This window comes from Serratia nevei, assembly GCF_037948395.1.
Taxonomy (GTDB): Bacteria; Pseudomonadota; Gammaproteobacteria; order Enterobacterales; family Enterobacteriaceae; genus Serratia; species Serratia nevei.
Window position 1 is genome coordinate 1,388,779 of the sequence record NZ_CP149940.1, and the last position, 22,957, is coordinate 1,411,735.

Below are 22,957 nucleotides of genomic sequence, written 5' to 3' on the forward strand. Positions count from 1 at the left end.
TTACTTGTCGTAGTGGTTGTCGAACTGTTCTTTGGCGAATTCCACCGATTCGAAGTCGGTCATCAGATCGTTGATCACGCGGCGGATGCTGATATAGGCCGCGATATTGCCCTGGGCGTCATACAGCGGCTGCACCGTGGTGTCGACCACGTACAGCACGCCGCCTTTGCCGACGTTCGGAATGATGCCGGTCCAGATGCCGCCTGCCTTGATGGTGTCCCACATCGCTTTGTAAACGGCTTTCGGCACGGAAGGGTGGCGCACGATGCTGTGGGGCTGGCCCACCAGCTCTTCCCGGGAAAAGCCGGTCAGTTGGCAAAACAGATCGTTGACGTAGGTGATGGTGCCCTGCAGATCGGTGGTGGAGATCACCATCACTTTATCGAGCGCGGACAACAGCTGGGCGGAAGCGAGGGTCTGACTCATGGTAGGTTCCTTCTCATTAACAACTTCGCGGTGATTGCCACGGCGGATGCCATGTATCCGTCATGACAGCTTTGTAATTGATTCTCATTTGCGATTGTGCGGTGAATGGTAATCGGGAAATTTATAAGTTGCAATAAAAATACATCTTTAAGGGCGCAGAAAGGTCACGACGAGGCAGGCAGGGGGAGAGGAAGCCCGCGCCGGGTGTGGCGGCGGGCCAATCGGGCGGTCTTAGTGGGGGTCTTCGGCCCAGCCTTTACGTTTGCTGGTTTTGCCGATGCCGGGGTTGAAGCTGTTGGTCGGATCGGCGGTGCGGTAGAACGCCTGCAGATCTGCCTTGGCGTGGTACAGGTGGCCGACGTTATGTTCCGCTGGGTACTCGGCGCCGCGCCGGTTGAGGATCTCGAGCATTTTTTCCTTCAGCGCGTGGCTGTCGACGCCCTTTTTCACCACGTAGTCCTGATGGAAGACGTGGCACATAAAGTGGCCGTAATACAGCTTATGCACCAGCTGGCTGTCGATCTCCGGCGGCAGGGTTTCGAACCAGTCGGTGTCGTTGCGGCGCAGGGCGATATCCAGCGCCAGAATATCCTCCACCTTGTCGGCGTGCACCGCATGGTAGCGCACGGCGGCGCCGGCGGCGGCGAAGCGGTGCAGGAAGGCCTTTTTGCCTTCGTCAGGCGTGCAGGTGAAGAAAGCGCCTTCGGCCTGGGCGAAGTACTCGGTCAGGTAGCGCTGCGCTTCGTCTACGCCGGGGCCGGCCATCTTCAGCAGCAGGTGATGTTCGAAACGTTCGCGGTATTCCTTCATGCGCTTCGGCAGGTGGCTCGGCGCCAGATGGCTCAGGCCCTGCATCAGCCGATCGGTCAGGTTGTGCGGCAGCAGCGGCAGCTTGTTGAGGCTGGCGTCCATACGGCCTTTCAGGGTGAAGAAGCGCGGCATCTGATCGGTGCCGAGCTTGTCGATCATCATGAAGGTGTCTTTGCCGTACACCTCGGCGATGTCGAAGATATCGCGGTGCATGTACTCACCGGCCACCGGCAGGTTTTCGAACTGGCTCAGCATGTGGCGGCGCAGTTCGGTCAGCACCGCGGTGTCGTTGGTGCCGATATAAAACACCTGCTCTTTGCCTTCTTTCTCGAAGGTGTCGAGTCGCACCGCGAACACCGCCAGCTTGCCGGCGCAGCCGGAGGCCTCGTACAGGCGGCGTTTGTCGGCGTTGAAGCGGGAAGGGGTGTCGGCATCGACGTCACGCACCCGGCTGGCGTACTCGTTATCCGAGGCGCGCAGCTCGCCGTACTCGACGTCTGTCGGGCGATAGTCGCCTTTTTCCAGCCGGGTGAGGATCTCTTCCGGCGTGTCGCCGAGGCGGATGCCTAAATGGTTCACCAGGCGCAGCTGGCCGTCTTCCCCGAGCTGGGCGTACAGCGCCATTTCGGTATAGGCCGGGCCGCGTTTCACCAGCGAGCCGCCGGAATTGTTGCACACGCCGCCGATCACCGAGGCGCCGATGCAGGAGGAACCGATCACCGAATGCGGTTCACGGCCGTAGGGTTTGAGCAATTTCTCGAGGTGGTGCAGGGTGCTGCCGGGGAAGCCGACCACCTGCTTGCCGTTATCCAGCACCTGAATATGGTCGAGGCGCAGGGTGCTGACGATGACGATGTCGCGGTCATAGTCGTTGCCGCTGGGGGTCGATCCTTCGGTCAGGCCGGTATTGGCGGCCTGCATGATGACGATTTTGTCGGCGGCCACGCAGGCCTGCAAAATGCGCCACAGCTGCAGCAGGCTGGTGGGAAACACCACCGCCAGCGCCTGGCCTTCGCCGGAGCGGAACCCCTTGCGATACCGCTCGGTGTTGCGATCGCCGGTCAACAGCTGCGGGCCGCCGACGATGTCTTTAAGCTGGTTGATAAATGCCTGATTGCCTGACTGCATGCTGCCTGTCTCCCTGTCATCCCCGTCGCTTTAACCGCGGCGCCGGAGTGCCGCATATAAGCTAAGAGGCTATCAATTAAATAACTTATTAAGCTATCAGCTTGCCAGGCTAATGGCTTGCGGGTTTAGTAGCGTTCGGCGTAGCCGGCCCGGCGCTCTTCGTCGCGCAGCGTCAGGATCTCCACGCCGTCGGCGGTGACCGCCACGGTGTGCTCCCACTGCGCCGACAGTTTTTTGTCGCGCGTCACCACCGTCCAGCCGTCTTTCTTCTGCTTGATGCGGCGGTCGCCCTGATTGATCATCGGCTCGATGGTGAACACCATGCCTTCCTGCAGCACCATACCGCTGCCGGGTTGACCGTAGTGCAACACCGCCGGCTCTTCATGCATATCGCGGCCGATGCCGTGGCCGCAATACTCCCGCACGATGCTGTAGCCGGCCTGCTCGGCGTGCCGCTGGACGGCATGGCCGATATCGCCCAGGGTGGCGCCCGGTTTTACCGCGCGAATGCCCTGCCACATCGATTCATAGACGTTGTTCACCAGCCGTTTGGCCAGCGGCGTCACCTGGCCGACGCAGTACATCTTGCTGGAGTCGGCGATATAACCGCCGTTTTCCAGCGTGATGTCTACGTTGATAATCATGCCGGAACGCAGGATTTTGCTGGCCGACGGCACCCCGTGGCACACCACATCGTCGATTGAGGTGTTGAGCACATAGGGGAAATCATACTGCCCTTTGCTGGCCGGGCGCGACTTCAGCTCTTCGACGATAAACGCCTCGGCGCGGTCGTTGATCTCCATGGTGGAGATGCCTTCGACGATGACCTCATCGAGCATAGCAAACACTTTCGCCAGCAGGGCGCCGGAATGGCGCATTTTGGCAATCTCTTCCGGCGTTTTAATCACAATCTGTTTCACCCGACAATCTCCTTCAGCGTCAGCGCGTTATCTTTCATCATCTTTTTTACCAGCTGCGGGTAGGTCAGTTCCGGATGGAACTCCGCCAGCATGCCGATTTTGATCCAGTATTCAGCCTGCGCGTTGATCGAACGCGTCATGGTCAGGCTGGCGAGGCGCAGATCGTCATGCAGCGCGTCTGAAATTTTTACGATGCCCATCGGCGTCTCCCTAAGTGAACGATATACGAAGTGTATACGTTTAGGATGGTGGCGATGTGGCATTCTGTGGCGTAAGAAGATTCTGGCAACAACGATTGCCGCCGCCAGACAATGCGTTTATTGTGATGAACGACTTTTTTGCCATGATTTTTCAGAAGGATTTAAGGCGTGACTAAACTACGTGTTGGGGTGATTTTTGGCGGTAAATCGGCGGAGCATGAGGTGTCGCTGCAGTCGGCCAAAAACATTGTGGATGCAATCGACAAAGAGAAGTTTGACGTCACGCTGCTGGGGATCGACAAACAGGGGCAGTGGCACATCAACGACGCCTCCAACTACCTGCTCAACGCCGAGAACCCGGCGCTGATCGCGCTGAACCGCTCGAACAAGAACGTGGCGCTGATCCCGGGCCAGGAAAAACAGCAGCTGATCGAAGCGGGCAGCGCCGGCGCGCTGGGCCAGCTCGACGTCATCTTCCCGATCGTGCACGGCACGCTGGGGGAGGACGGTTCGCTGCAGGGGCTGCTGCGCATGGCCAATATGCCGTTCGTCGGCGCCGGCGTGCTCGGTTCGGCGGTCAGCATGGACAAAGACGTGACCAAGCGCCTGCTGCGCGACGCCGGGCTGGCGGTGGCGCCGTTCGTCACCCTGACGCGCGCCAACCGCGCCGGATTCACGTTTGAGCAACTGAGCGAGCACCTCGGCCTGCCGCTGTTCGTCAAGCCGGCCAACCAGGGCTCCTCGGTCGGGGTCAGCAAGGTGGAAAACCGCGCCGAGTTCGACGCGGCGGTATCGCTGGCCTTCAGCTTCGATCACAAAGTGCTGGTGGAGTCGGCGATCGTCGGCCGCGAGATCGAGTGCGCGGTGCTGGGCAACGACGATCCGCAGGCCAGCGTGTGCGGCGAGATCGTGCTGAGCGACGCCTTCTATTCTTACGACACCAAATACATCAATGAGCAGGGCGCTCAGGTGGTGGTGCCGGCGGCAATCGCGCCGGAAGTGAGCGACCACATCCGCGAGGTGGCGCTGAAGGCGTTCCGCACGCTGGAGTGCTTCGGACTGGCGCGGGTGGATGTGTTCCTGACGCCGGACAACCAGGTGGTGATCAACGAAATCAACACGCTGCCGGGCTTCACCAACATCAGCATGTATCCCAAGCTGTGGGCCGCCAGCGGTGTCAGCTATCAGGCGCTGATCACGCGCCTGATCGAATTGGCGCTGGAACGCCACCAGCAGGATCGTGCGCTGAACAGTTCGGTGTTCGATCGCTAAACGCGGCAGGGGGCGGCGGTGCCGCCCCCGTCTATCATTTCACCGTCACGTCGATGTCGCCGAAATACTTCTTCGACAGCGCCGCCACCGTGCCTTGCTGTTTCACTTTGGCGATGGCGGCATCCAGTTTTTTCTTCAGCGCCTCATCCCCTTTACGCAGGCCGAAGGCGATACCTTCACCGAGGATTTTGTCGTCGCGCACCGCCTCGCCGACGAAGGCGAAGCCTTTGCCGTCCGGCTGCGACAGGAAGCCGCTTTGCCCCGACGGCGCCATCACCAGCGTGGCGTCGAGCCGACCGGCCGCCAGATCGAGGTAAACCTGATTCTGATCCTGATAAGACACCACGTCCACGCCTTCAGGCGCCCAATGGGTTTTGGCGTAAATCTCCTGAATCGATCCTTGCAGCACGCCCACGTGTTTGTCCGCCAGCGATTTGGCGTCCGGCAGCAGGCCGCTGTCGGCCTTGGCGATCAGGCGGTTCGGCACCTGATAGATGGCGTCGGTAAAGGCGATCGCCTGACGCCGCTGTTCGGTCACGTTCATCGCCGAGTTGATGGCGTCGAACTTGCGCGCCTGCAATGCCGGGATCAGGCTGTCGAACGAGGTTTCCACCCAGCTGCATTTCAACTGCGCGGCGGCGCATACCGCGTCGCCCAGTTCGATGTCGAACCCTTCCAGTTTGCCGCTGGCGGATTTGGATTCGAACGGCGGATACAGCGCTTCCAGGCCGAAGCGCAGGCTGTTTTCCGCCGCCAGCGAAGAGCCGGCGGCCAACAGGCATCCGGCGGCGAACAGCGTTTTCAGTGCTTTCATAGGCAGTGCCCCTTTCCCATGGTCGGACAAAAAATTACGCCTGGCTCAGGCGGCGCGCGCCTTCCAGCAGGGTCTCGTTATCTTTGGAAAAACTCAGCCGGATTAGGCCGGTATTGGTGCCGTCGCTGTAGAACGCCGACAGCGGGATCGTCGCCACCTTCGCTTCGCGGATCAAGCGTACGGCGAAATCATTGTCGCTTTCGTGACTGAAGCCGCTAAAACGGGCCAGCATGAAGAAGCTGCCGCGGCTGGGCAGCAGCTCAAAGCGCGAATCCTGCAAGGCGCTGGCCAGCAGATCGCGCTTTTGCTGGTAAAACGCCGCCAGCCCCAGGTAGCTCTGCGGGTTGGCGAGCGCGGCGGCGAAGGCGTGTTGCATCGGCGTATCGGCGGAGAACACCATAAACTGGTGCACCTTGCGGATCTCGTCCATCAGCGCCGCCGGCGCCAGACAGTAGCCGACGCGCCAGCCGGTGACGTGGTAGGTTTTACCGAACGACGACACGATCACGCTGCGTTCCGCCAGCTGCGGGTAGCGCGCCATGCTGTGGTGAATTTCGCCGTCGAACACCACGTGTTCGTAGACCTCGTCGGACAGGATCACGATGTCGGTGTCGCGGGTCAGGGCGGTCAGGCGTTCGATGTCGTGCTCGTCAAACACCGCGCCGGTCGGGTTGTGCGGCGTGTTGACGATGATCATGCGCGTTTTGCCGTTGATGGCGGCGGCCACTTCGTCCCAGTCGACGCGAAAATCCTGCAGCGACAGTTTGATCGCTACCGGCGTGGCGCCCTGCAGGCGCACGATCGGCGCATAGCTGTCGAACGCCGGTTCGAAATAGATCACCTCGTCGCCGGGATGCACCAGTGCGCTGATCGCCGAGTACAGCCCTTCGCTGGCGCTGGCGATCACCGTGATTTCTTCGTCGGCGTCATAGCGTGCGCCATACAATCGTTCAGCTTTTTCCGCCAGAGCAGCACGTAACGCCGCCACGCCGCTCATCGGCGCGTATTGGTTATGACCTGCGCGCATGGCTTGTGCCGTAGCCTCGATCAGCTGCGGGTCGCCGGCGAAGTTGGGCGCGCCCTGCGACAGATTGAGGGCCTGATGTTCGGCGCTGAGTTGGCCTATGACGGTGAAAATGGTGGTGCCGACGTCCGGCAGCTTCGAGCGGGATGAACAGGCACTCTGCATGATGGGCTCCAGGCAAACAGGGAAGTGTTGAGCGATTAAGCATTAGCCGGCGTAGGCGGACAAGGGAAAGTTTGTCATACTTGCCATGCACTACGATCATACCTAATCGAGGCCCGCTATGCCGATATCCCTGCCGTCGCTCGACGTGTTGAAAACCTTCGTGGTGGTGGCGCAACGCCTCAACTTTACCCATGCCGCCCGGGAGCTGCACCTGACGCAGGGGGCGGTCAGCCGGCAAATTCTCGGGCTGGAGCAGCGCCTGGGTTATCCGCTGTTCAGCCGCCAGGCGCGCGGTTTGGCGCTGACGCCGCAGGGCGCGCAACTGCTGGCGCCGGTGCAGCAGGCGCTGGGGCAGCTGGACGAGGCGCTGACGCGGGCCGCCGCCCCGCCGGGGGCGCTGCGCATCAAATGCCCGACCTGCGCGATGCGCTGGGTGCTGCCGCGCGTGATTCGCCTGCAGAATGAACGGCCGGACATGCATATCGAGCTGACCGCCTCGGTGTCGCACGGTCTGGATTTCAGTACCGAGCAGTTTGACGCCGCGGTGGTATTCGGCCGGCCGCCGGGTAAAAAACTGACCGCGCACCTGCTGTTCGACGAAATCCTCACGCCGGTCTGCACGCCGACGTTTCTGCCGCCGGCGCCCCGGTTGGTGGATTTGACGGACAAAACCCTGCTGCACCCGACGCGCGATCGCCGCGACTGGCTGCGCTGGCTGAAGGCGGCGGGCGCCGATGCGCTGCCGTCCGGCAAGGCTCAGCATTTCGATACTCTCGATCTGGCGATGAGCGCCGCGCTGCAGGGGTTCGGCATCGCCATCGGCGATCTGTGCCTGCTGGAGGAGGATATTCAGGCGCGGCGTGTCGTGACGCCGTTCCCGCTCTGCGTCAGCAGCGGCGCGGCCTATTATCTGGTCTATCCTGAACGCGGGGCGCCGCCGCCGGCGTTGGCGCCGCTGATCGATTTTCTGACGGCGGAGGCCGCCGACAGCCGCGCCCGGCTGCAGAATTACCTGCCGATAACCTGTAATGCTTTGTAAACATTACCGATGCGAATTCCCTTGGCGATGAAACAGAGTGTGGCAAACTGTTTCTTCACTCCGATTAAACCTCGCGGCTTTGGCTGCGGAAACACGCCTGAGATAAAACAAGATGAAATGGCTTTGTGTGGTGAGTATGTTGTCCGGTCTGGCCCTCAGCCCGGCTTTTGCGCAGGAAACGCCGATAACGCAGGGCATTCACGCCCAGCAGCGCGACGCCTTCGTGTCCCATTTGATGAAGCAGATGACGCTGGAAGAGAAGATCGGCCAGCTGCGGCTGATCAGCGTCGGGCCGGATAACCCGAAAGAAGCGATCCGCGAGGGCATCCGCAAAGGGCAGATCGGCGCCATCTTCAATACCGTCACCCGCCCGGACATTCGGGTGATGCAGGATCAGGCGATGCAGCTCAGTCGCCTCAAAATTCCGTTGTTCTTCGCCTATGACGTGGTGCACGGCCAGCGCACCGTGTTCCCGATCAGCCTGGGGCTGGCGGCCAGCTTCGATCTGGAAGCCATTGCGCTCAGCGCCCGCGTGGCGGCGCAGGAGGCCAGCGATGACGGTCTGAACATGACCTTCGCGCCGATGGTCGATATCACCCGCGATCCGCGCTGGGGCCGGGTCTCCGAAGGCTTCGGCGAAGACACCTGGCTGGTGTCGAAAATCGCCAAAGTGATGGTCGACGGTTATCAAAACGGCGACCCGGCCAAGCCCGGTTCGGTGATGGCCAGCGTTAAGCACTTTGCGTTGTACGGCGCCGTCGAAGGCGGCCGCGATTACAACACCGTCGACATGAGCCCGCTGCGCATGTATCAGGACTATCTGCCGCCTTACAAAGCGGCGGTGGATGCCGGCAGCGGCGGGGTGATGGTGTCGCTTAACTCGGTGAACGGCGTGCCGGCCACCGCCAACCCGTGGCTGCTGAAAGACCTGCTGCGCGACCAGTGGGGCTTTAAAGGCATCACAATCAGCGACCATGGCGCAATTAAAGAGCTGATTAAACACGGCGTGGCCGCCGACGCGCGCGACGCGGTACGCCTGGCAATCACCTCCGGCGTCGACATGAGCATGAGCGACGAGTTTTACGACAAATACCTGCCGGGTCTGGTGAAAGACGGGCTGGTGCCTGAAAGCGATATCGATCGCGCCTGCCGCGACGTGCTGAACACCAAGTACGACATGGGGCTGTTCACCGATCCGTATGTGCATCTGGGCCCGGCGGGTTCCGACCCGCAGGACACCAACGCCGAAAGCCGTCTGCACCGCGCCGAGGCGCGGGTGGTGGCACGCAAAACGATGGTGTTGCTGAAGAACAATAAGCAGACGCTGCCGCTGAGCAAGCAGGCGACCATCGCGCTGGTCGGGCCGATGGCCGACAGCCAGCGCGACGTGATGGGCAGCTGGTCGGCCGCCGGAGTGGTCAAGCAGTCGGTGACCCTGCGTGAAGGGCTGGAGCAGGCGGTGGGCGACAAGGCGCGCATTCTTTACGCCAAGGGCGCCAACGTCACGCAGGATAAGGGCATCATCGACTACCTGAACGAGTATGAGCCGGCGGTGGCGTTCGATACCCGTTCGCCGCAGCAGATGATCGACGAAGCGGTACAGGCGGCGAACAAGGCCGACGTGGTCGTGGCGGTGGTGGGAGAATCGCAGGGCATGGCGCATGAGGCCTCCAGCCGCGCCGATATCACCATCCCGCAGAGCCAGCGCGATCTGATCGCCGCGCTGAAAGCCACCGGCAAGCCGCTGGTGCTGGTGCTGATGAACGGCCGGCCGCTGGCGCTGAGCTGGGAGAGCGAGCAGGCGGACGCGATGCTGGAAACCTGGTACAGCGGCACCGAGGGCGGCAACGCGGTGGCGGACGTGCTGTTCGGCGACTACAACCCGTCGGGCAAGCTGCCGATGACCTTCCCGCGCTCGGTCGGCCAGATCCCGATGTACTACAACCACCTGAACACCGGCCGCCCGTTCGGCAAGGAGAATCCGGGCAAGTACACCTCGCGCTACTTCGATTCGCCGAACGGCCCGCTGTATCCGTTCGGTTACGGCCTGAGCTACACCACCTTCAGCCTGTCGGATCTGAAACTGTCCAGCCCGACGATGGCGCGCAACGGCAAGCTAACCGCCAGCGTCACGCTGAAAAATACCGGCAAGTACGACGGTGCCACGGTGGTGCAGCTGTATCTGCAGGACGTGACCGCCTCGGTCAGCCGGCCGGTAAAAGAGCTGCGCAACTTCAAGAAAGTGACGCTGAAGGCCGGTCAGTCGCAGCAGGTTGAGCTGCCGATTAGCGAAGACGATCTGAAGTTCTACAACGCCAGCCTGAAATGGGGGGCGGAGCCGGGCAAATTCAACGTGTTCGTCGGCCTGGACTCCGACAACGTGCAGGCGCAAAGTTTTACGCTGAAGTAACCCTGTCCCCCTCGTTCGCCGCGCTGAGCGAGGGGGCATCCATTCCCGCTAACGTCATCGGAGCTTGCCTCATGAAACGCTATCTGGACTGCAGCGCCAGCGATCTGGCCGATATCGGCAAAGCCGACCTGCTCTATGCCATCCGCGCCAGCGAAGGGCGCATTTTGGTCAGCGAAACCATCGCGGTCACTCAGCCGCTGCTCAATAACGTCACCAACGCCGAGCTGGCGGCCAGTCAGGGCGCCGACCTGCTGCTGCTGAACCTGTTCGACGTCGACCGTCCGCACATCGCGGGCCTGCCCGCCGACGTGCCGCCGCAGGAGGCGCTGCGCACGCTGCAGCGCCTGACCGGGCGGGTGATCGGGGTGAACCTGGAGGCCGTCGATCCGGCCTTCGCCACCGAACATAACGATTTCTGGCAGATGACGGCGGGGCGTGCCGCCACCGCCGAGAATGCCCGCAAGCTGTATCAGCTCGGCGCGCGCATGCTGGTGCTGACCGGCAACCCGAACAACGGCGTCAGCAATCAGGCGATCGCCGCCGCGCTGAAAGCGATTCGCGATGAAGTGGGCGACGAGATGGTGCTGGTGACCGGCAAGATGCACGGGGCCGGTATCGTGCGCGAAAGCGGCAGCCAGCTGATCGGCGAGCAGGACATTGCGCTGTTCGTGGAGAACGGTGCGGACATCGTGCTGTTGCCGGCGCCGGGCACCATTCCCGGCATGTCGCAGGAGAAAGTGGCGGCGCTGATCGCCTTTGCCCAGCGGCAGGGCGCGCTGGCGATGACGGCGATCGGCACCTCGCAAGAGGGCGCCGACGTGCAGACCGTGCGGCAGATTGCGCTGATGAGCAAAATGGCCGGGGCGGACCTGCACCATATCGGCGATACCGGCTATCTGGGGCTGGCGTTGCCGGAAAACATCTTCGCTTACAGCGTGGCGATTCGCGGTGTGCGCCACACCTACAGCCGCATGGCGCGCTCGGTGAACCGCTAAGCCTGGGGCTTTTGCGCCGTCACGATGCTGAAATAGCCGAGCGACGGCAGCACCTGAGCAGGCCCGAAGCCGACGTCGTGCAGCAGGTCGCCGATTTCCCTGCCGGAGTATTGGCGGCCCTGCGTCCATCCCATCATCATCAGGCTGTACCCCGCGGCGGCAGGCGGCCCGTCGCCGTCATCGTTGTACAGCACTTCGTGGATCACGATCCTCCCCCCGGGCGGGAGGGCCGCATAGCTCTTTTGCGCCAGGAAGCGGTTCTTGTCCATCGGCCAGTCGTGGAAAATATTGGAGTACAGGTGCAGATCCGCCGCCGGGTAGGGATCGCGCCACATATCGCCGCTGTGGGTGCCGATGCGCTGGCTGAGACCGTAATGGCGCGCGTAGTCGGTGGCGAGCGGGCACACCTCCGGCAGATCGAACACGGTGCAGGTCAACGTCGGCCAGTGGGCCGCCAGGCTGATGGCATGGGCGCCGGAGGCGCCGCCGATATCCAGCGCCGCGCGGCAGGCACCGAGGGGCAACAGCGCCGGCCAAACGCTGGCCGAGCCCATGCTCAGGCTGTGCATGGCGTGGGTAAACCGCCGCATTCTGTCGGCGTCGAGCGTATGGGTTTCAAACAGCTCCTGCTCGCCGTACACCTGCGAGGTATTTTTTCTGATGGCGCTTTCCAGGTTTTTCAGCGAGAAAATTTCGCTATTTTCAACCATCAAATCCCAGAAGTAGCCGAAATAATGCGGGTTGTTTTTTAACAAAAAGGTTTCCGCTTCCGGCGTGAGAGAGAATGTTTCACCGTCTCTGTCTATCAATTTCAATGCCAATAACGCCATGACCAACGTTTCCGCCGGGCGTCTTTCCACATTGGCCTGAGCGCATATATCGGTCAGGTTGCGGGGGTGCAAAGCAATAAATTCAAAGATGCCCAGGCGATGCGCGATAAGCACCGCCGGATAGAGATATAAATTCATCGTGATATCGAGAATGGTTTTGTCGTCGCATTGCGGCGGCCGGACGGAATAGTTCATGTGAATCCCCTCCCACTAGGCATGGCGCGTCTTAACAGGCTATGTCACGCCTGTGATTTTAGCAAAGGGCGGGAGCACGATTGACCGCAGGCCAACACTTCCGTTGCAAATAATTCCTGGGTGAGATTATTTTTAATATGAATTGAGCGTGGCCAATATCGAGCATGAAAAAATGATACCGGGCGGGGGTCATTACCCTATCGTGCGTTTTTATTTTATTGGGGGTTAACTTAATCACAGTTATTAACGCGTTAGGGTTGTGCTAATCTAGGCCGCCGTTATACCGTAGCGGTGTTCGCATTCTTTTTGTGAATAATTAAAACTTAACTATTTCATTATTAAAACGAGTTAACAATGAAAAAAAGCATTCTGACCGGCATGATTGCCGCGACTCTGGGCCTGTTCAACACCGCTAACGCTGAAGGGATGGATCCTGCCGCATTGAAAAACGTTTATGACATCACGCGCAATACCGCCGGGCTGATGTCTTACTGCGTCGATAAAGGCTTCCTGAAAGCCGACAGCATCGACAACGCCAAGAAAATGGTGGCCTACGTGGCGGCTATTCCCGGCGGCGTCGACACCCGCGATGGCGACAAGCGCGAAGCGATGGGCCGTGAAGGCAATGTGCTGAACGACGACGGCAAAGTGGTTGCGTTGGAAAAAGAAGCGCCGCAGGGGCTGCAGACATGGTGCCAGCAGGCTGACGAAGGGATCCGCCAGGGTCTGACGTCTATCGGTCAATAAGTCTTCTTCACGCGCCCTTATAAGGCCGATGGGATCCGTCACCGCACCGGCGGATCCGCTTCCAGGATCGCATTCACGCCTCGTTTTACCTCCCGAGTACCCGCATCCGGTTTGATCCCGCTGATTGTTTCGCCATGCTCATCGCTATATTATTTGCTATACAACGATAATCAACCGGTCACTGCCATGTTTAACTTTCTCCCGCGCCTGCTGTTGGCGCTTGTTTTGTTTTCCACCGCCGCCCAGGCGGATCGCCAGGTCACCGATCAACTCAACCGCCAGGTGACGTTGCCCGATCGCATCACCCGCGCGGTGGTGCTGCAACACCAGACGCTGAACCTGTTGGTGCAGCTTGATGCGATGCCGCAGGTGGTCGGCGTGCTCAGCAGTTGGAAAAAGCAGCTGGGGCCAAACTACCTGCGGCTGGCGCCGACGTTGGCAACCCTGCCGATGCCGGGCGATCTGACTTCGGTGAACATCGAGAGCCTGCTCGGCCTGCATCCGCAGGTGGTGTTCGTGGCCAATTACGCGCCGCCGGAGATGATTGCGCAGATCGAACGGGCGGGCATTCCGGTGGTGGCGGTCTCGCTGCGCCGCGAGGCAGCCGATCAGGCGGGCAAAATGAACCCCCAGCTGAGCGATGAAGATCGGGCCTATACGCTGGGGCTGCAGGACGGCATTCGCCTGATCGGCGAAGTGATGTCGCGTCAGCCTCAGGCCGAAGCCCTGATTAAGGACGTCATTCAGCAGCGCACGCTGGTCGCCGAACGGCTGCGCGATCTGCCGGAAGATCGGCGGGTGCGGGTGTATATGGCCAACCCCGATCTCACCACCTACGGCGCCGGCAAGTATACCGGGTTGATGATGCGGCACGCCGGGGCGCTCAACGTGGCGGCGAAGGACATTCAGGGGTTTAAACAGGTTTCTATCGAGGATGTCCTGAAGTGGGATCCGGCGGTGATTTTCGTGCAGGAGCGCTACCCGGACGTGGTGAAACAGATCCTGACGTCACCGCAGTGGCAGCCGATCGACGCGGTGAAGAATAAGCGGGTCTACCTGATGCCGGAGTACGCCAAGGCCTGGGGATATCCGATGCCGGAGGCGATGGCGCTGGGTGAGTTGTGGATGGCGAAAAAACTTTACCCGCAGCGCTTTGCCGATATCAATCTGCAGCAGCGGGTCGACGCTTACTATCAACGTTATTACCGCGCCACCTGCTGCCAGAGCGGGCAATGAGGCTGGGCTGGCTGGCGTTGTTGACGCTGTGCTGCGCGCTGTTTTCGCTCGGCGTTGGCCGCTTTCAGGTGCCGATGACGCACAGCCTGATGATTTTGCTGGAGCCGTTCACCGGGCAACATTATGCCGGCATCGATGCTATCCAACGCCAGGTGATCCTGGGTGTGCGCGTGCCGCGAGTGCTGTTGGCGATGGGCGCCGGCGCGGCGCTGGCCCTGTGTGGCGCGGCTTTGCAAGGCGTCTTTCGCAACCCGCTGGTCGATCCGCATATTATCGGCGTGTCTTCCGGCGCGGCGTTTGGCGGCACGCTGGCTATCCTGCTCAGCCTGCCGTTGGCGGCGCTGCTGCTGTCGGCTTTTGTTTTCGGCATGGCGGCGCTGCTGCTGATTTTCACTCTCACCAGCGCCATTGCACGGCGCAATATTCTCTCTTTGGTACTGGCGGGGGTGATCCTCAGCGGCTTTTTCTCCGCCTGCGTCAGCCTGATGCAATATCTGGCGGATACCGAAGAGAAACTGCCGAGCATCGTGTTTTGGCTGCTCGGCAGCTTTGCCACCGCCGATCGGCAAAAGCTGCTGATGCTGTTTGTGCCTTTGCTGTTGGCCGGCGGCTTGCTGTTGGCGCTGCGCTGGCGCATCAATCTGCTGTCGTTGGGCGATGAGGATGCCGGTGCATTAGGCATCAACGTTGAGCGTACCCGCTGGCTGATTTTGACGCTGTGCGCCGCCATCGTGGCCGCCCAGGTGGCGGTCAGCGGCAGCATCGGCTGGGTCGGCTTGGTGATCCCGCACGTGGCGAGGCGGCTGGTGGGGCCGGATCACCGGCGCCTGCTGCCGGCTTCGCTTTGCCTGGGGGCTCTGTACATGCTGTTGATTGACGATTTGGCGCGCACGCTGAGCAGCAGCGAAATCCCGCTGGGCATTCTGACCGCGCTGATTGGCGCGCCGCTGTTCGCGCTGCTGCTGCGCCGCGCGCAAGTGAGAGGCTGGCATGACTGACACCTTATTGGCCGCCAGCGGCGTGAGTTTCGCCTGGCCGGGCGGGGCACCGCTGTTCCAGCATCTGGACATTCAGCTGCGGCGCGGCGAAGTGCTGGCGGTATTGGGCCCGAATGGGCGTGGCAAGAGCACGCTGCTGCAGCTGTTGTTAGGCAGCCTGACGCCGCAATCCGGCGAGATTGAGCGCCACGGTGAGATGGGCTTTGTCCCGCAGCACTTTGCGCCGCCGTTCGCCTATCGGGTGCTGGATATCGTATTGATGGGGCGGGCGCGCCATGTCGGCCTGTTCCGTTCACCGTCAGCCGAGGACCATCGGCTGGCGAGAGAAGCGTTGCAGTCGTTGGATTTGCAGCACCTGGCAGAGCGTGAGTTTGGCAGCCTATCCGGCGGCCAACGTCAATTAGTGATGATCGCTCGCGCGTTGGCGATGCGCTGCGAGGTGTTGATTCTGGATGAACCGACTTCGGCGCTGGATCTGCATTACCAGGATCGGGTATTGAGCCTGATGGCCCGCCTGGCGCGGGAGCAGCGGTTGGCGGTGGTGTTCTCCACGCATCAGCCCAACCAGGCTCACGCGGTGGCCGATCGGGCTTTGCTGCTGGACAAGGAAGGGCGCAGCCGGCTCGGGGCCTGCCGCGAGGTGTTAACGGCGCAATCCTTGTCACCCCTGTTCGAGCTGGCGATCGAACGGGTGCCGCTGACGGTGGCGGGCCGCCGTTACGCGACGCTGGTGCCGCTGTATCGCAGCCAACTGGAGCGACATGATGAGTGATATCCTGCTGTTTGCCGCCGGCAGCCTGCGGCTGGCGTTTGCGCCGCTGCTGTCGGCATTTCAGCGGCACGCCGGGCAAAAAGTCACGGCGGAATTCGGCCCGGCGGGGTTGTTGCGCCAACGGATAGAGAATGGTGAGCGGCCACAGCTGTTCGCTTCGGCCAACCTGGCGCACCCGCAAAGGCTGGCGGATCTCGGTATTGCGGGGGCGGTGCAGATTTTTGCGCGCAATCGGCTCTGCGTGACGGTTCGCAACGTGCCGGCATTAACCGAACGTCCGCTGCCGGAGGTGCTGTTCGACCCGCACTGGCGCCTTGCCACCTCGACACCGGGGGCAGATCCTTCCGGCGATTATGCGCAGCGGCTTTTCGAACGCTGTGAGCAATACTGGCCGGGGCAAGGGGAAGCGTTGCGCCGCCGGGCGCTGCCGTTGGTTGGCGGTATGGATTCCGCCCCGGTGCCGGCGGGCCGGCTGGCGGCGGAATATCTGATAGGCGGCGGGCAGGCGGATATTTTTCTCGGCTACGCCAGCTATGCTCCGGCTTTAGCCGCCTACCCGACGTTGGCGGTGCGGCCGTTGGCGTCGCCGCTGGACATTGAGGCGGATTACGGTTTATGCCTGTTGGATGACGGCGCACAGCGGTTGGCCGCATTTATCTTGAGCGAACAGGGGCAGGAAATCCTGAGCCGACACGGGTTTATGCAGCGCGCGGAATGACTCGCCGGGCCAGGCGGCCCGGGGAATCTTACCAGAACAGCGGGGTGGTGTTTTCAGCCAGAAACGCCAGCAGGGTTTCGTTGACCGCCGCCGGGTTTTCCTTGTTGCTGATATGCCCGGCGTTGGGGATCAGCACGTGCCGACAGCCGAGAAGATCGGCCATGCGCTGGCCTTCCGCCGGGGGGCGCGGTTTATCCTGCGCGCCGGTGATGACGATGCTGGCGGCGGTGATGTTTTTCAGCAGCGGCAGCTTGTCGGGGCGACCGAAGATCATCCGGCCCAGCGGGACGATGCTCTCGCGCAGGCGATCGGCGGGCAGGCTCTGCAGATGGGCCAGCAATGGCTGCGACAACGCATCGGGTACTTCGTCGGAATAAAACTGCGCGGCGATGTATTCCAGCAGCGGTGAAGTGATGGCGCCGGCCTGTTCAACGGCTGCCAGCATGCCCATATAGCGCTGCCGCGCCTCCGGCGTTTCGTCGCCCAGATAGCTGTCCATCAGCGCCAGCACCTTGACCCGCTCCGGCGCCAGCGCCGCCAGTTCGGCGCCCCACATGCCGCCGACGGACAGGCCGACGATGCCGAACTCTTCAATATCCAAATGATCCATCAGCGCCAAATGATCGGCGGCGATATCCGACAGGCTGTTTCGCCCGGCCGGCAGCGCCGGTGAGTCGCCGTGGCCCCAGAGATCCGGCACGATCAGGCGGTAGCGTTTCGCCAGCGCTTCGAACTGCGGTGCCCACATGTTCAGATCGAACAGATAGCTGTGGCCCAGCAGCAGCGGAAAGCCTGAGCCCACGTCGAGATAATGCAGGGATTTGCCCATCGTTGGCATCTTATCGGTTCCTTATATAAAGAGAGTCCGGCTGCTTATATCACACTCATATTCAACCTGCGGTATTAATTTACCTTAAATTACTTAGGTAAACCCTTATTTTTAATTTCTCTTGATAACAAGACGTCAATGAAAGGTGACGCTAAGGATAATATTCTGGTGACGATAAGAGCCTTGGTTTATGCTGGCGCTCCTTTCAAGATGGAATAGGTAAACAGGGAGTCACGATGAAAAGACTTTTCAGACTATTAATTATTTTGCTTGTCATTTTGCTGCTGGCGGCGGTGCTGTGGTGGTTCTTCGGGCGTGGTAATCCGAATGCGCTGTGGCAAATCGTCAGCCAACAGTGCGTGCCTAATCAGCAGCAGAACAACGATCCGGCGCCCTGCTTAAAGGTTGATTTAACCGAGGGTTATGTGCTGTTTAAGGACAGCAAAGGCCCCTATCACGATCTGGTGATGCCAACCGAAAAAGTCAGCGGCATCGAGAGCCCGGCATTGCAGACGGAGCACGCGCCGCCTTATTTCGCCCAGGCCTGGAATAACCGGGAACATATATCCGGCGAGCTGGGTAAACCGTTAAAAGATGCGTGGCTTTCTCTGGCGGTCAATTCGAAATATGGCCGCTCTCAGAATCAGCTGCATATTCACGTTGCCTGCCTGCGTCAGGATGTCTATAACGCGCTGGGGCAGCAGGCGGAACAATTAGATCAACAGTGGCGCCCGCTGGCGGTGAAATTGGTCGGCCACCAATATCTGGCCAGAAAATTGGCGGGCACCGATTTAACCCAGGAAGATCCTTTCCGGTTACTGCAGAACTATGTGGTCGAGCAGGGCGACAGCATCGGCAATTATGGCCTGGCGCTGGCGGTCAGCCCACAGGGCGAGATGCTGCTGTTGGCGAACCGTTTGAAGTTGACCGACCTGAACCTGGGCTCAGCCGGCGAAATTCAGGACTACCAATGCGCGGTGGCGGGGAACTGAAGGTGATGACAACCCGCCGGCTGTGGCTCGCCGGCGGCTGTAGTGCGTTCAAAGCTTCTTCAGCAGTTCCAGCAGCTGCGCTTCGCTTTTCTCCGCCAGCCCGTCGATGGCCAGCTTGATGATGTCGGAGCGGGTGATACGCACGATGCCGCTGCGCGCCGCCTGGACGATCACCTCATCGATGGCTTCAATGTGGTTGTCCGTCAGGCTGACGGAGATCGCCTTGTAGGTGCGCTTGCGGCCGGCCGGTTTGGCTTCCGGCGCGGGCGCCGCGACCGGCAGCGTGTGCGAGGTGGCGCTGTTGATGAATTCGTCTTCCGACATGCGGTGGGTGGGGGTGCGCTTCTTCACAGGATCACCTCTTTCACCAGGCATTCAATTTCGCTCTGCGCCTTTTCGTTGTTCGCCTCATGCACGGTGATGGCTTCGCCCCAGGCGTCGCGGTAAATCTTGCGGTCGCACAGGCGGTGGCTCACCAGCGTGAACTCCGGGTATTCGCTCAGCACCTGCGCCGCTTCGTTGGCTTCATTGATGAAGATGTTGGTCGGGCACATGTTCAGCACGATGTAGCCTTTGACCTTCTCGTTGTATTCCTGCGCGGTGGAGAACATCTCCGACAGATAGCCGACGGTGTCGAGATCCATCTGCGAAGGGCGCAGCGGCGAGAGGAACAGATCGGCGGCCAGCAGCCCGGAACGCAGCTCGGCGCTGTCGCGGCCGGCGGTGTCGACGATCACGTAGTCGTAATGGCGATCCAGCTCCAGCAGCGTTTCCTTGATTTTGCCCGACGCGGCCACCACCGGAATGTGCGGCAATCCCTCAACGTTCTGACGGTCGTTGTACCAGGTCATGATCGATTTCTGGTCGTCGGCATCGACGATGATCGCCGTCTTGCCTTGCTTAAGAATCAGATACCCGGCGATATTCACCGCTTTCGTCGACTTGCCGACGCCGCCTTTTTGCGAGCCAATCAGGACAATCATGCTGCCATCTCTCAAGTTATTAAGCTGATAACTTATTAAGTTAATGTGCTTATTAGGTTGATAATCAAACAGGTTAACAAGAACAACTCGCGAACAATATGCACCAACTGCGGCGGCTTGCCAAGCCAGTATGTTGTTAACTGCGCAGCTTATTTTGCGGTGAATCGGCAGGATGGGTAAGTAGGAATTCTCTGGGAAGTGGCGATGCGGAGGCGGGTTTTGTTAATTTAACAGCTTAATAAGTTAGTGACCCATTAAGCTGTTGTCGACATTATTTCTTCATCATCGCCTTCAGGTTGGCGAACGGGTTGTGGGTGGCGACGCCGACATCTTTCTGCGCGTCTTCACCGGCCACCACCGTCGAACCGTATTGATCGGCTTCGGTGTATTTCGAGTGCTCGTGGTCGTGGCAATACAGGCACAGCATTTCCCAGTTGCTGCCGTCTTCGGGGTTGTTGCTGTGATCGTGATCGATGTGGTGCACCGTCAGTTCGCGCAGGTTGGAATAAACGAACTCGCGCGAGCAGCGCCCGCATACCCAGGGGAACAGTTTCAGCGCTTTTTCGCGGTAGCCGGTTTCCAGCTTCGCATAGTTTTTGGGGATATAGGCCATGGTGGTCGTCCGTCGTGAATCACTATGCGACAAATAATACCACACTGCGTGCGGCTACAACGTGCGGCTCATCACCGTGACGGCTTCGCCGGCGATCTGGCGTTGCTCCAGCGAGCGCCAGCCGAGTTTCTGATACAGCGCCTGCTGATCGGGCGTGTACAAATAGAGTTCGTCTATGCCCTGGGTCCGGCCGTGTTCGACGCAGCGTGCAATCAGGCGACGGGCAATGCCTTGGCCGCGGTGCTGCGGGTGAGTGAAGACTTCGCTCAGCCAGTATTGGCGCTCCGGTTTATCCGCCAGTTCATACAACGTCAGGCTGGCGGTACCGAGAATCTGTTGTTGCGGCGACAGCGCCAACAGCACGACGCCCCGCTGCCCGGGCGCGCAACGTTCGGCCAGACGCTGGCTGATGGTGTCACGGCTGCTCCATTGCTCAAAGGCGCCCCATTCCTGATGCAGTAACTCGGCCAGTTCGTCAATACGCCGGCGATGTGCCGGCAGAGGTTCGATACGCATGGTGCGACCATTTCGTTGCTCGGAAGATAAGCCACTATAGCCGGCGAGAGCGGTTAATGAAACGTCTCCACCGCCCAGTCGATAAACGCCCGCAGCTTGCCGCTGAGGTGGCGGTTGGACGGGTAGACCACGTACATCTGCTCCGGCGGCGGCTGCCAGTCGTGCAGCAGGCTGACCAGCTCACTGCTGTCGAGGTGCGGCTGCGCCATAAAGCGATAGGTCTGGATGATGCCCAACCCGGCCAGGCTCGCCGCCAGCAGCGCGTTGCCTTCGTTGATGCTGACCGGATAGCGTTGTTGGATGGCGATCTCTTTGCCGCGCTCGACATAGCGTTGCGGATGGATGCGGTCGTTGACCGGATGGCGATAGTGCACCATCGGGAAACCCTGCTCCAGATCGCACGGGTGGCGCGGCGTGCCGTGGCGCGCCAGGTAGGCCGGGGTGGCGCAGCTCACCCAGTCCAGATCGAACAGGCGGCGGGCGATCAGGCTGGAATCGGCCAGCGGGCCGCTGCGGATCACGCAGTCGGTGCTGTCGCTAATGAGATCGATAACGCGGTCGCCGACGCTCAGATCGATCTGTATTTGCGGGTAGCGCGCCAGAAAATCTGGCAGCGCGGGCAACAGCAGCCGGCGCGCGGTGCCGCCGCCGGTGTCGATGCGCAGCACGCCTTGCGGAGAGCTTTGCGATTCGGTCAGGCAGCCTTCCATCTGCTCCAAATCCGCCAGCCATTTCACCGTATTCTGGTAATAGCATTCGCCTTCGCGGGTGACCGACACGCTGCGGGTGGTGCGCTGAAACAGCTTGGTCTGCAGGTGATCTTCCAGGCTCTGGATCAGCTTGGTCACCGTGGCTTTCGGCATGCCCAGCGAATCGGCGGCGCGGGTAAAGCCGCCGGTTTCCACCACGCGGTTAAACACCCGGATGGCGAGTAGATGATGGTCCATAGGCTCTCAGCGCAACGCCCCGGCGGCGGCCGGGGCGCGTTTCTGTGGATAAATAAGGATTAACACTGTTTAGCGCCAATCACGCCGGAGCGCAAGCTGAGGCCGAACACCAACGCGGCGGAGAGGATCAGTGCGCCGCCGAACAGCATGGCGCTGCTGACGCCCTGCCAGTCCACCACCTCGCCGCCCAGCAGTGCGCCGGAGGCCAGCGCGATCTGCACCACGCATACCAGCAGCGCCTGGCCGGCTTCCGGCGCCTGCGGCACCGCGGCGAACATCCAGTTGGTGGCGCATACCGGCACCGCGCCGAAGGCCAGTCCCCAGACCATCACCATCAGCGTGGCGCCGCCAAGGCCGCTGAGCAGCGGCGAGACGATGAGGATGGCTGCCAGCATGGCGGCGATCAGGATGAAGGTGGCGCGCAGGCTGTATTCCCCCAGACGCTCGCCGAGGAAGGTGCCCAGCAGGCCGATGGCGCCATAGGCCAACAGCTGCAGCGAGATTGCCGACGGGCTGAGGACGAACACCTGTTGCAGCAGGGGCCGCAGATAGGTGTAGGCGGCGAAGTGGCCGATGAACAGCAGCACGATGGCGATCAGGCCGATGCGCGCCATCGGCAGGCGCAGCGGCAGCACCAGATCGCGCGGCGTGACCGGCCGGGAAGGCGGCACCGAGGTCAGCAAACGCAGCTGCGCCAGCAGTACGCCGACCGCCAATGCCGCACCGCCGAAGAAGGCGGCGCGCCAGCCGAACAGATCGCCGATCAGCGCCCCCGCCGGCACGCCGCACACCGCACCGACCGAGATGCCGCTGAGGATCAGCGCGGTGGCGCGGCCCTGGCTGGCTTCCGGCACCAGATGGCGGCCGTAGTTGGCGGCGAACGACCAGAAGCCGCCGACGCAGATGCCCAGCAGCACGCGGCCCAGCAGCATCATCGGGAAGTTGACGGCCAGCGCCGCCACCAGGTTGGAGACGATCAGCAGCAGCGACAGCCCCAGCATCAGTAAACGCCGGTCCAGGCGGCCTGAAATCAGGCTTAATGCGGGGGCGGCCACCGCCGCCACGATGCCGGGCATGGTGACCATCAGCCCGGCGGTGCCGGTGCTGACGCCGAGCGAAGGGGCGATGTTGGTCAGCAGGCCGATTGGCAGAAACTCGGTGGTGACCATGACAAAACAGGCGACCGTCAGCGAGAAGATCGCCGGCCACGGGGATGATGCAGGTTTATCTTTATTATTCAGCATAATGCCGCTCGTCTTGGGTGAATGCGCAGGCCGCGCTCGGGGCGCGGTGTGACCGAAGTCACAATCTACGGCAGGCCGAAGCCGCGGATAAATCCGTTTGCGGTGGTTACACTGTTTCTGAGGGGAAACAATCG

Annotated in this window: 24 protein-coding genes; 10 read left to right on the plus strand and 14 right to left on the minus strand. The window is 61.2% G+C overall.

Features of this window, described 5'->3' with window-relative positions; genetic code table 11:
* The 4 genes from V8N38_RS06560 to V8N38_RS06575 all read right to left on the minus strand — a co-directional run bounded on the left by V8N38_RS06560 (position 1) and on the right by V8N38_RS06575 (position 3,484).
* Positions 1–426: a PAS domain-containing protein gene (locus V8N38_RS06560; RefSeq protein WP_070914062.1), complete on the minus strand. Its 426-nt coding sequence runs from the start codon at positions 424–426 to the stop codon at positions 1–3.
* A 231-nt stretch (positions 427–657) separates the two neighbouring features.
* Entirely contained in the window at positions 658–2,364 is a 1,707-nt protein-coding gene (dld, locus tag V8N38_RS06565) for a D-lactate dehydrogenase (RefSeq protein ID WP_060440460.1), read from the minus strand.
* Between the two features lie 125 nt (positions 2,365–2,489).
* Complete coding sequence (map, locus tag V8N38_RS06570) at positions 2,490–3,284, minus strand: type I methionyl aminopeptidase (RefSeq protein WP_038879936.1); 795 nt, start codon at positions 3,282–3,284, stop codon at positions 2,490–2,492.
* Entirely contained in the window at positions 3,281–3,484 is a 204-nt protein-coding gene (locus tag V8N38_RS06575) for a ParD-like family protein (RefSeq protein ID WP_006324220.1), read from the minus strand. Before V8N38_RS06575 ends, map begins: the two co-directional genes overlap by 4 nt.
* A gap of 168 nt (positions 3,485–3,652) precedes the next feature.
* Here V8N38_RS06575 and ddlA point away from each other — a divergent pair, with 168 nt between their 5' ends.
* Positions 3,653–4,756 carry a D-alanine--D-alanine ligase gene (gene ddlA / locus V8N38_RS06580; protein ID WP_070914061.1) on the plus strand — a complete coding sequence of 368 codons (1,104 nt, stop codon included), beginning with the start codon at positions 3,653–3,655 and terminating at the stop codon, positions 4,754–4,756.
* Positions 4,757–4,790: 34 nt separating this feature from the next.
* Here ddlA and V8N38_RS06585 read toward each other — a convergent pair whose 3' ends face one another.
* Both V8N38_RS06585 and V8N38_RS06590 read right to left on the minus strand, forming a co-directional pair.
* Complete coding sequence (locus V8N38_RS06585; RefSeq protein WP_147839597.1) at positions 4,791–5,570, minus strand: ABC transporter substrate-binding protein; 780 nt, start codon at positions 5,568–5,570, stop codon at positions 4,791–4,793.
* A 34-nt stretch (positions 5,571–5,604) separates the two neighbouring features.
* Entirely contained in the window at positions 5,605–6,759 is a 1,155-nt protein-coding gene (locus V8N38_RS06590; protein WP_038879947.1) for a pyridoxal phosphate-dependent aminotransferase, read from the minus strand.
* A 118-nt stretch (positions 6,760–6,877) separates the two neighbouring features.
* On the opposite strand from V8N38_RS06590, the gene V8N38_RS06595 reads away from it, so the two are divergent.
* From V8N38_RS06595 to V8N38_RS06605, 3 genes are all read left to right on the plus strand, one after another.
* Positions 6,878–7,798 carry a LysR substrate-binding domain-containing protein gene (locus V8N38_RS06595; RefSeq protein ID WP_147839596.1) on the plus strand — a complete coding sequence of 307 codons (921 nt, stop codon included), beginning with the start codon at positions 6,878–6,880 and terminating at the stop codon, positions 7,796–7,798.
* 112 nt (positions 7,799–7,910) lie between these two features.
* Entirely contained in the window at positions 7,911–10,208 is a 2,298-nt protein-coding gene (bglX, locus tag V8N38_RS06600; protein ID WP_147839595.1) for a beta-glucosidase BglX, read from the plus strand.
* Positions 10,209–10,279: 71 nt separating this feature from the next.
* Complete coding sequence (locus V8N38_RS06605; protein ID WP_060558889.1) at positions 10,280–11,203, plus strand: hypothetical protein; 924 nt, start codon at positions 10,280–10,282, stop codon at positions 11,201–11,203.
* Here V8N38_RS06605 and V8N38_RS06610 read toward each other — a convergent pair.
* Entirely contained in the window at positions 11,200–12,228 is a 1,029-nt protein-coding gene (locus V8N38_RS06610) for a methyltransferase (protein ID WP_084826621.1), read from the minus strand. The genes V8N38_RS06605 and V8N38_RS06610 overlap by 4 nt on opposite strands.
* Positions 12,229–12,582: 354 nt before the next feature.
* On the opposite strand from V8N38_RS06610, the gene V8N38_RS06615 reads away from it, so the two are divergent.
* From V8N38_RS06615 to V8N38_RS06635, 5 genes are all read left to right on the plus strand, one after another.
* Positions 12,583–12,975 (plus strand): hypothetical protein, encoded by a 393-nt coding sequence (locus V8N38_RS06615; protein ID WP_060421050.1) that lies wholly within the window; start codon positions 12,583–12,585, stop codon positions 12,973–12,975.
* Positions 12,976–13,161: 186 nt separating this feature from the next.
* Positions 13,162–14,211 (plus strand): ABC transporter substrate-binding protein, encoded by a 1,050-nt coding sequence (locus V8N38_RS06620; RefSeq protein WP_147839594.1) that lies wholly within the window; start codon positions 13,162–13,164, stop codon positions 14,209–14,211.
* Positions 14,208–15,209, plus strand: a complete 1,002-nt coding sequence (locus V8N38_RS06625) for a FecCD family ABC transporter permease (RefSeq protein ID WP_049201062.1) — start codon at positions 14,208–14,210, stop codon at positions 15,207–15,209. Before V8N38_RS06620 ends, V8N38_RS06625 begins: the two co-directional genes overlap by 4 nt.
* Positions 15,202–15,981: an ABC transporter ATP-binding protein gene (locus V8N38_RS06630; protein ID WP_147839593.1), complete on the plus strand. Its 780-nt coding sequence runs from the start codon at positions 15,202–15,204 to the stop codon at positions 15,979–15,981. The genes V8N38_RS06625 and V8N38_RS06630 overlap by 8 nt, the downstream gene beginning before the upstream one ends.
* Positions 15,974–16,699 (plus strand): substrate-binding domain-containing protein, encoded by a 726-nt coding sequence (locus V8N38_RS06635; protein ID WP_080480295.1) that lies wholly within the window; start codon positions 15,974–15,976, stop codon positions 16,697–16,699. Before V8N38_RS06630 ends, V8N38_RS06635 begins: the two co-directional genes overlap by 8 nt.
* Before the next feature lie 28 nt (positions 16,700–16,727).
* Here the strand turns inward: V8N38_RS06635 and V8N38_RS06640 are convergent, their stop codons facing one another.
* A complete protein-coding gene (locus V8N38_RS06640) occupies positions 16,728–17,528 on the minus strand; it encodes an alpha/beta fold hydrolase (protein ID WP_080432949.1) in 801 nt (266 codons plus the stop codon).
* 236 nt (positions 17,529–17,764) lie between these two features.
* Between V8N38_RS06640 and V8N38_RS06645 the strand changes: the two genes are divergently transcribed.
* A complete protein-coding gene (locus tag V8N38_RS06645; protein ID WP_060440451.1) occupies positions 17,765–18,520 on the plus strand; it encodes a CDP-diacylglycerol diphosphatase in 756 nt (251 codons plus the stop codon).
* Between the two features lie 48 nt (positions 18,521–18,568).
* Here the strand turns inward: V8N38_RS06645 and V8N38_RS06650 are convergent, their stop codons facing one another.
* From V8N38_RS06650 to V8N38_RS06675, 6 genes are all read right to left on the minus strand, one after another.
* Complete coding sequence (locus V8N38_RS06650) at positions 18,569–18,871, minus strand: hypothetical protein (RefSeq protein WP_049201052.1); 303 nt, start codon at positions 18,869–18,871, stop codon at positions 18,569–18,571.
* Positions 18,868–19,503 (minus strand): AAA family ATPase, encoded by a 636-nt coding sequence (locus V8N38_RS06655; protein ID WP_038879975.1) that lies wholly within the window; start codon positions 19,501–19,503, stop codon positions 18,868–18,870. Before V8N38_RS06655 ends, V8N38_RS06650 begins: the two co-directional genes overlap by 4 nt.
* Before the next feature lie 271 nt (positions 19,504–19,774).
* Positions 19,775–20,116 carry an HNH nuclease YajD gene (gene yajD, locus V8N38_RS06660; protein WP_016928619.1) on the minus strand — a complete coding sequence of 114 codons (342 nt, stop codon included), beginning with the start codon at positions 20,114–20,116 and terminating at the stop codon, positions 19,775–19,777.
* A 54-nt stretch (positions 20,117–20,170) separates the two neighbouring features.
* Entirely contained in the window at positions 20,171–20,632 is a 462-nt protein-coding gene (locus V8N38_RS06665) for a GNAT family N-acetyltransferase (protein WP_147839592.1), read from the minus strand.
* 53 nt (positions 20,633–20,685) lie between these two features.
* Complete coding sequence (locus V8N38_RS06670) at positions 20,686–21,579, minus strand: LysR family transcriptional regulator (protein WP_060421066.1); 894 nt, start codon at positions 21,577–21,579, stop codon at positions 20,686–20,688.
* A gap of 59 nt (positions 21,580–21,638) precedes the next feature.
* Positions 21,639–22,823 carry an MFS transporter gene (locus tag V8N38_RS06675; RefSeq protein WP_048233016.1) on the minus strand — a complete coding sequence of 395 codons (1,185 nt, stop codon included), beginning with the start codon at positions 22,821–22,823 and terminating at the stop codon, positions 21,639–21,641.
* Positions 22,824–22,957: the final 134 nt, after the last annotated feature.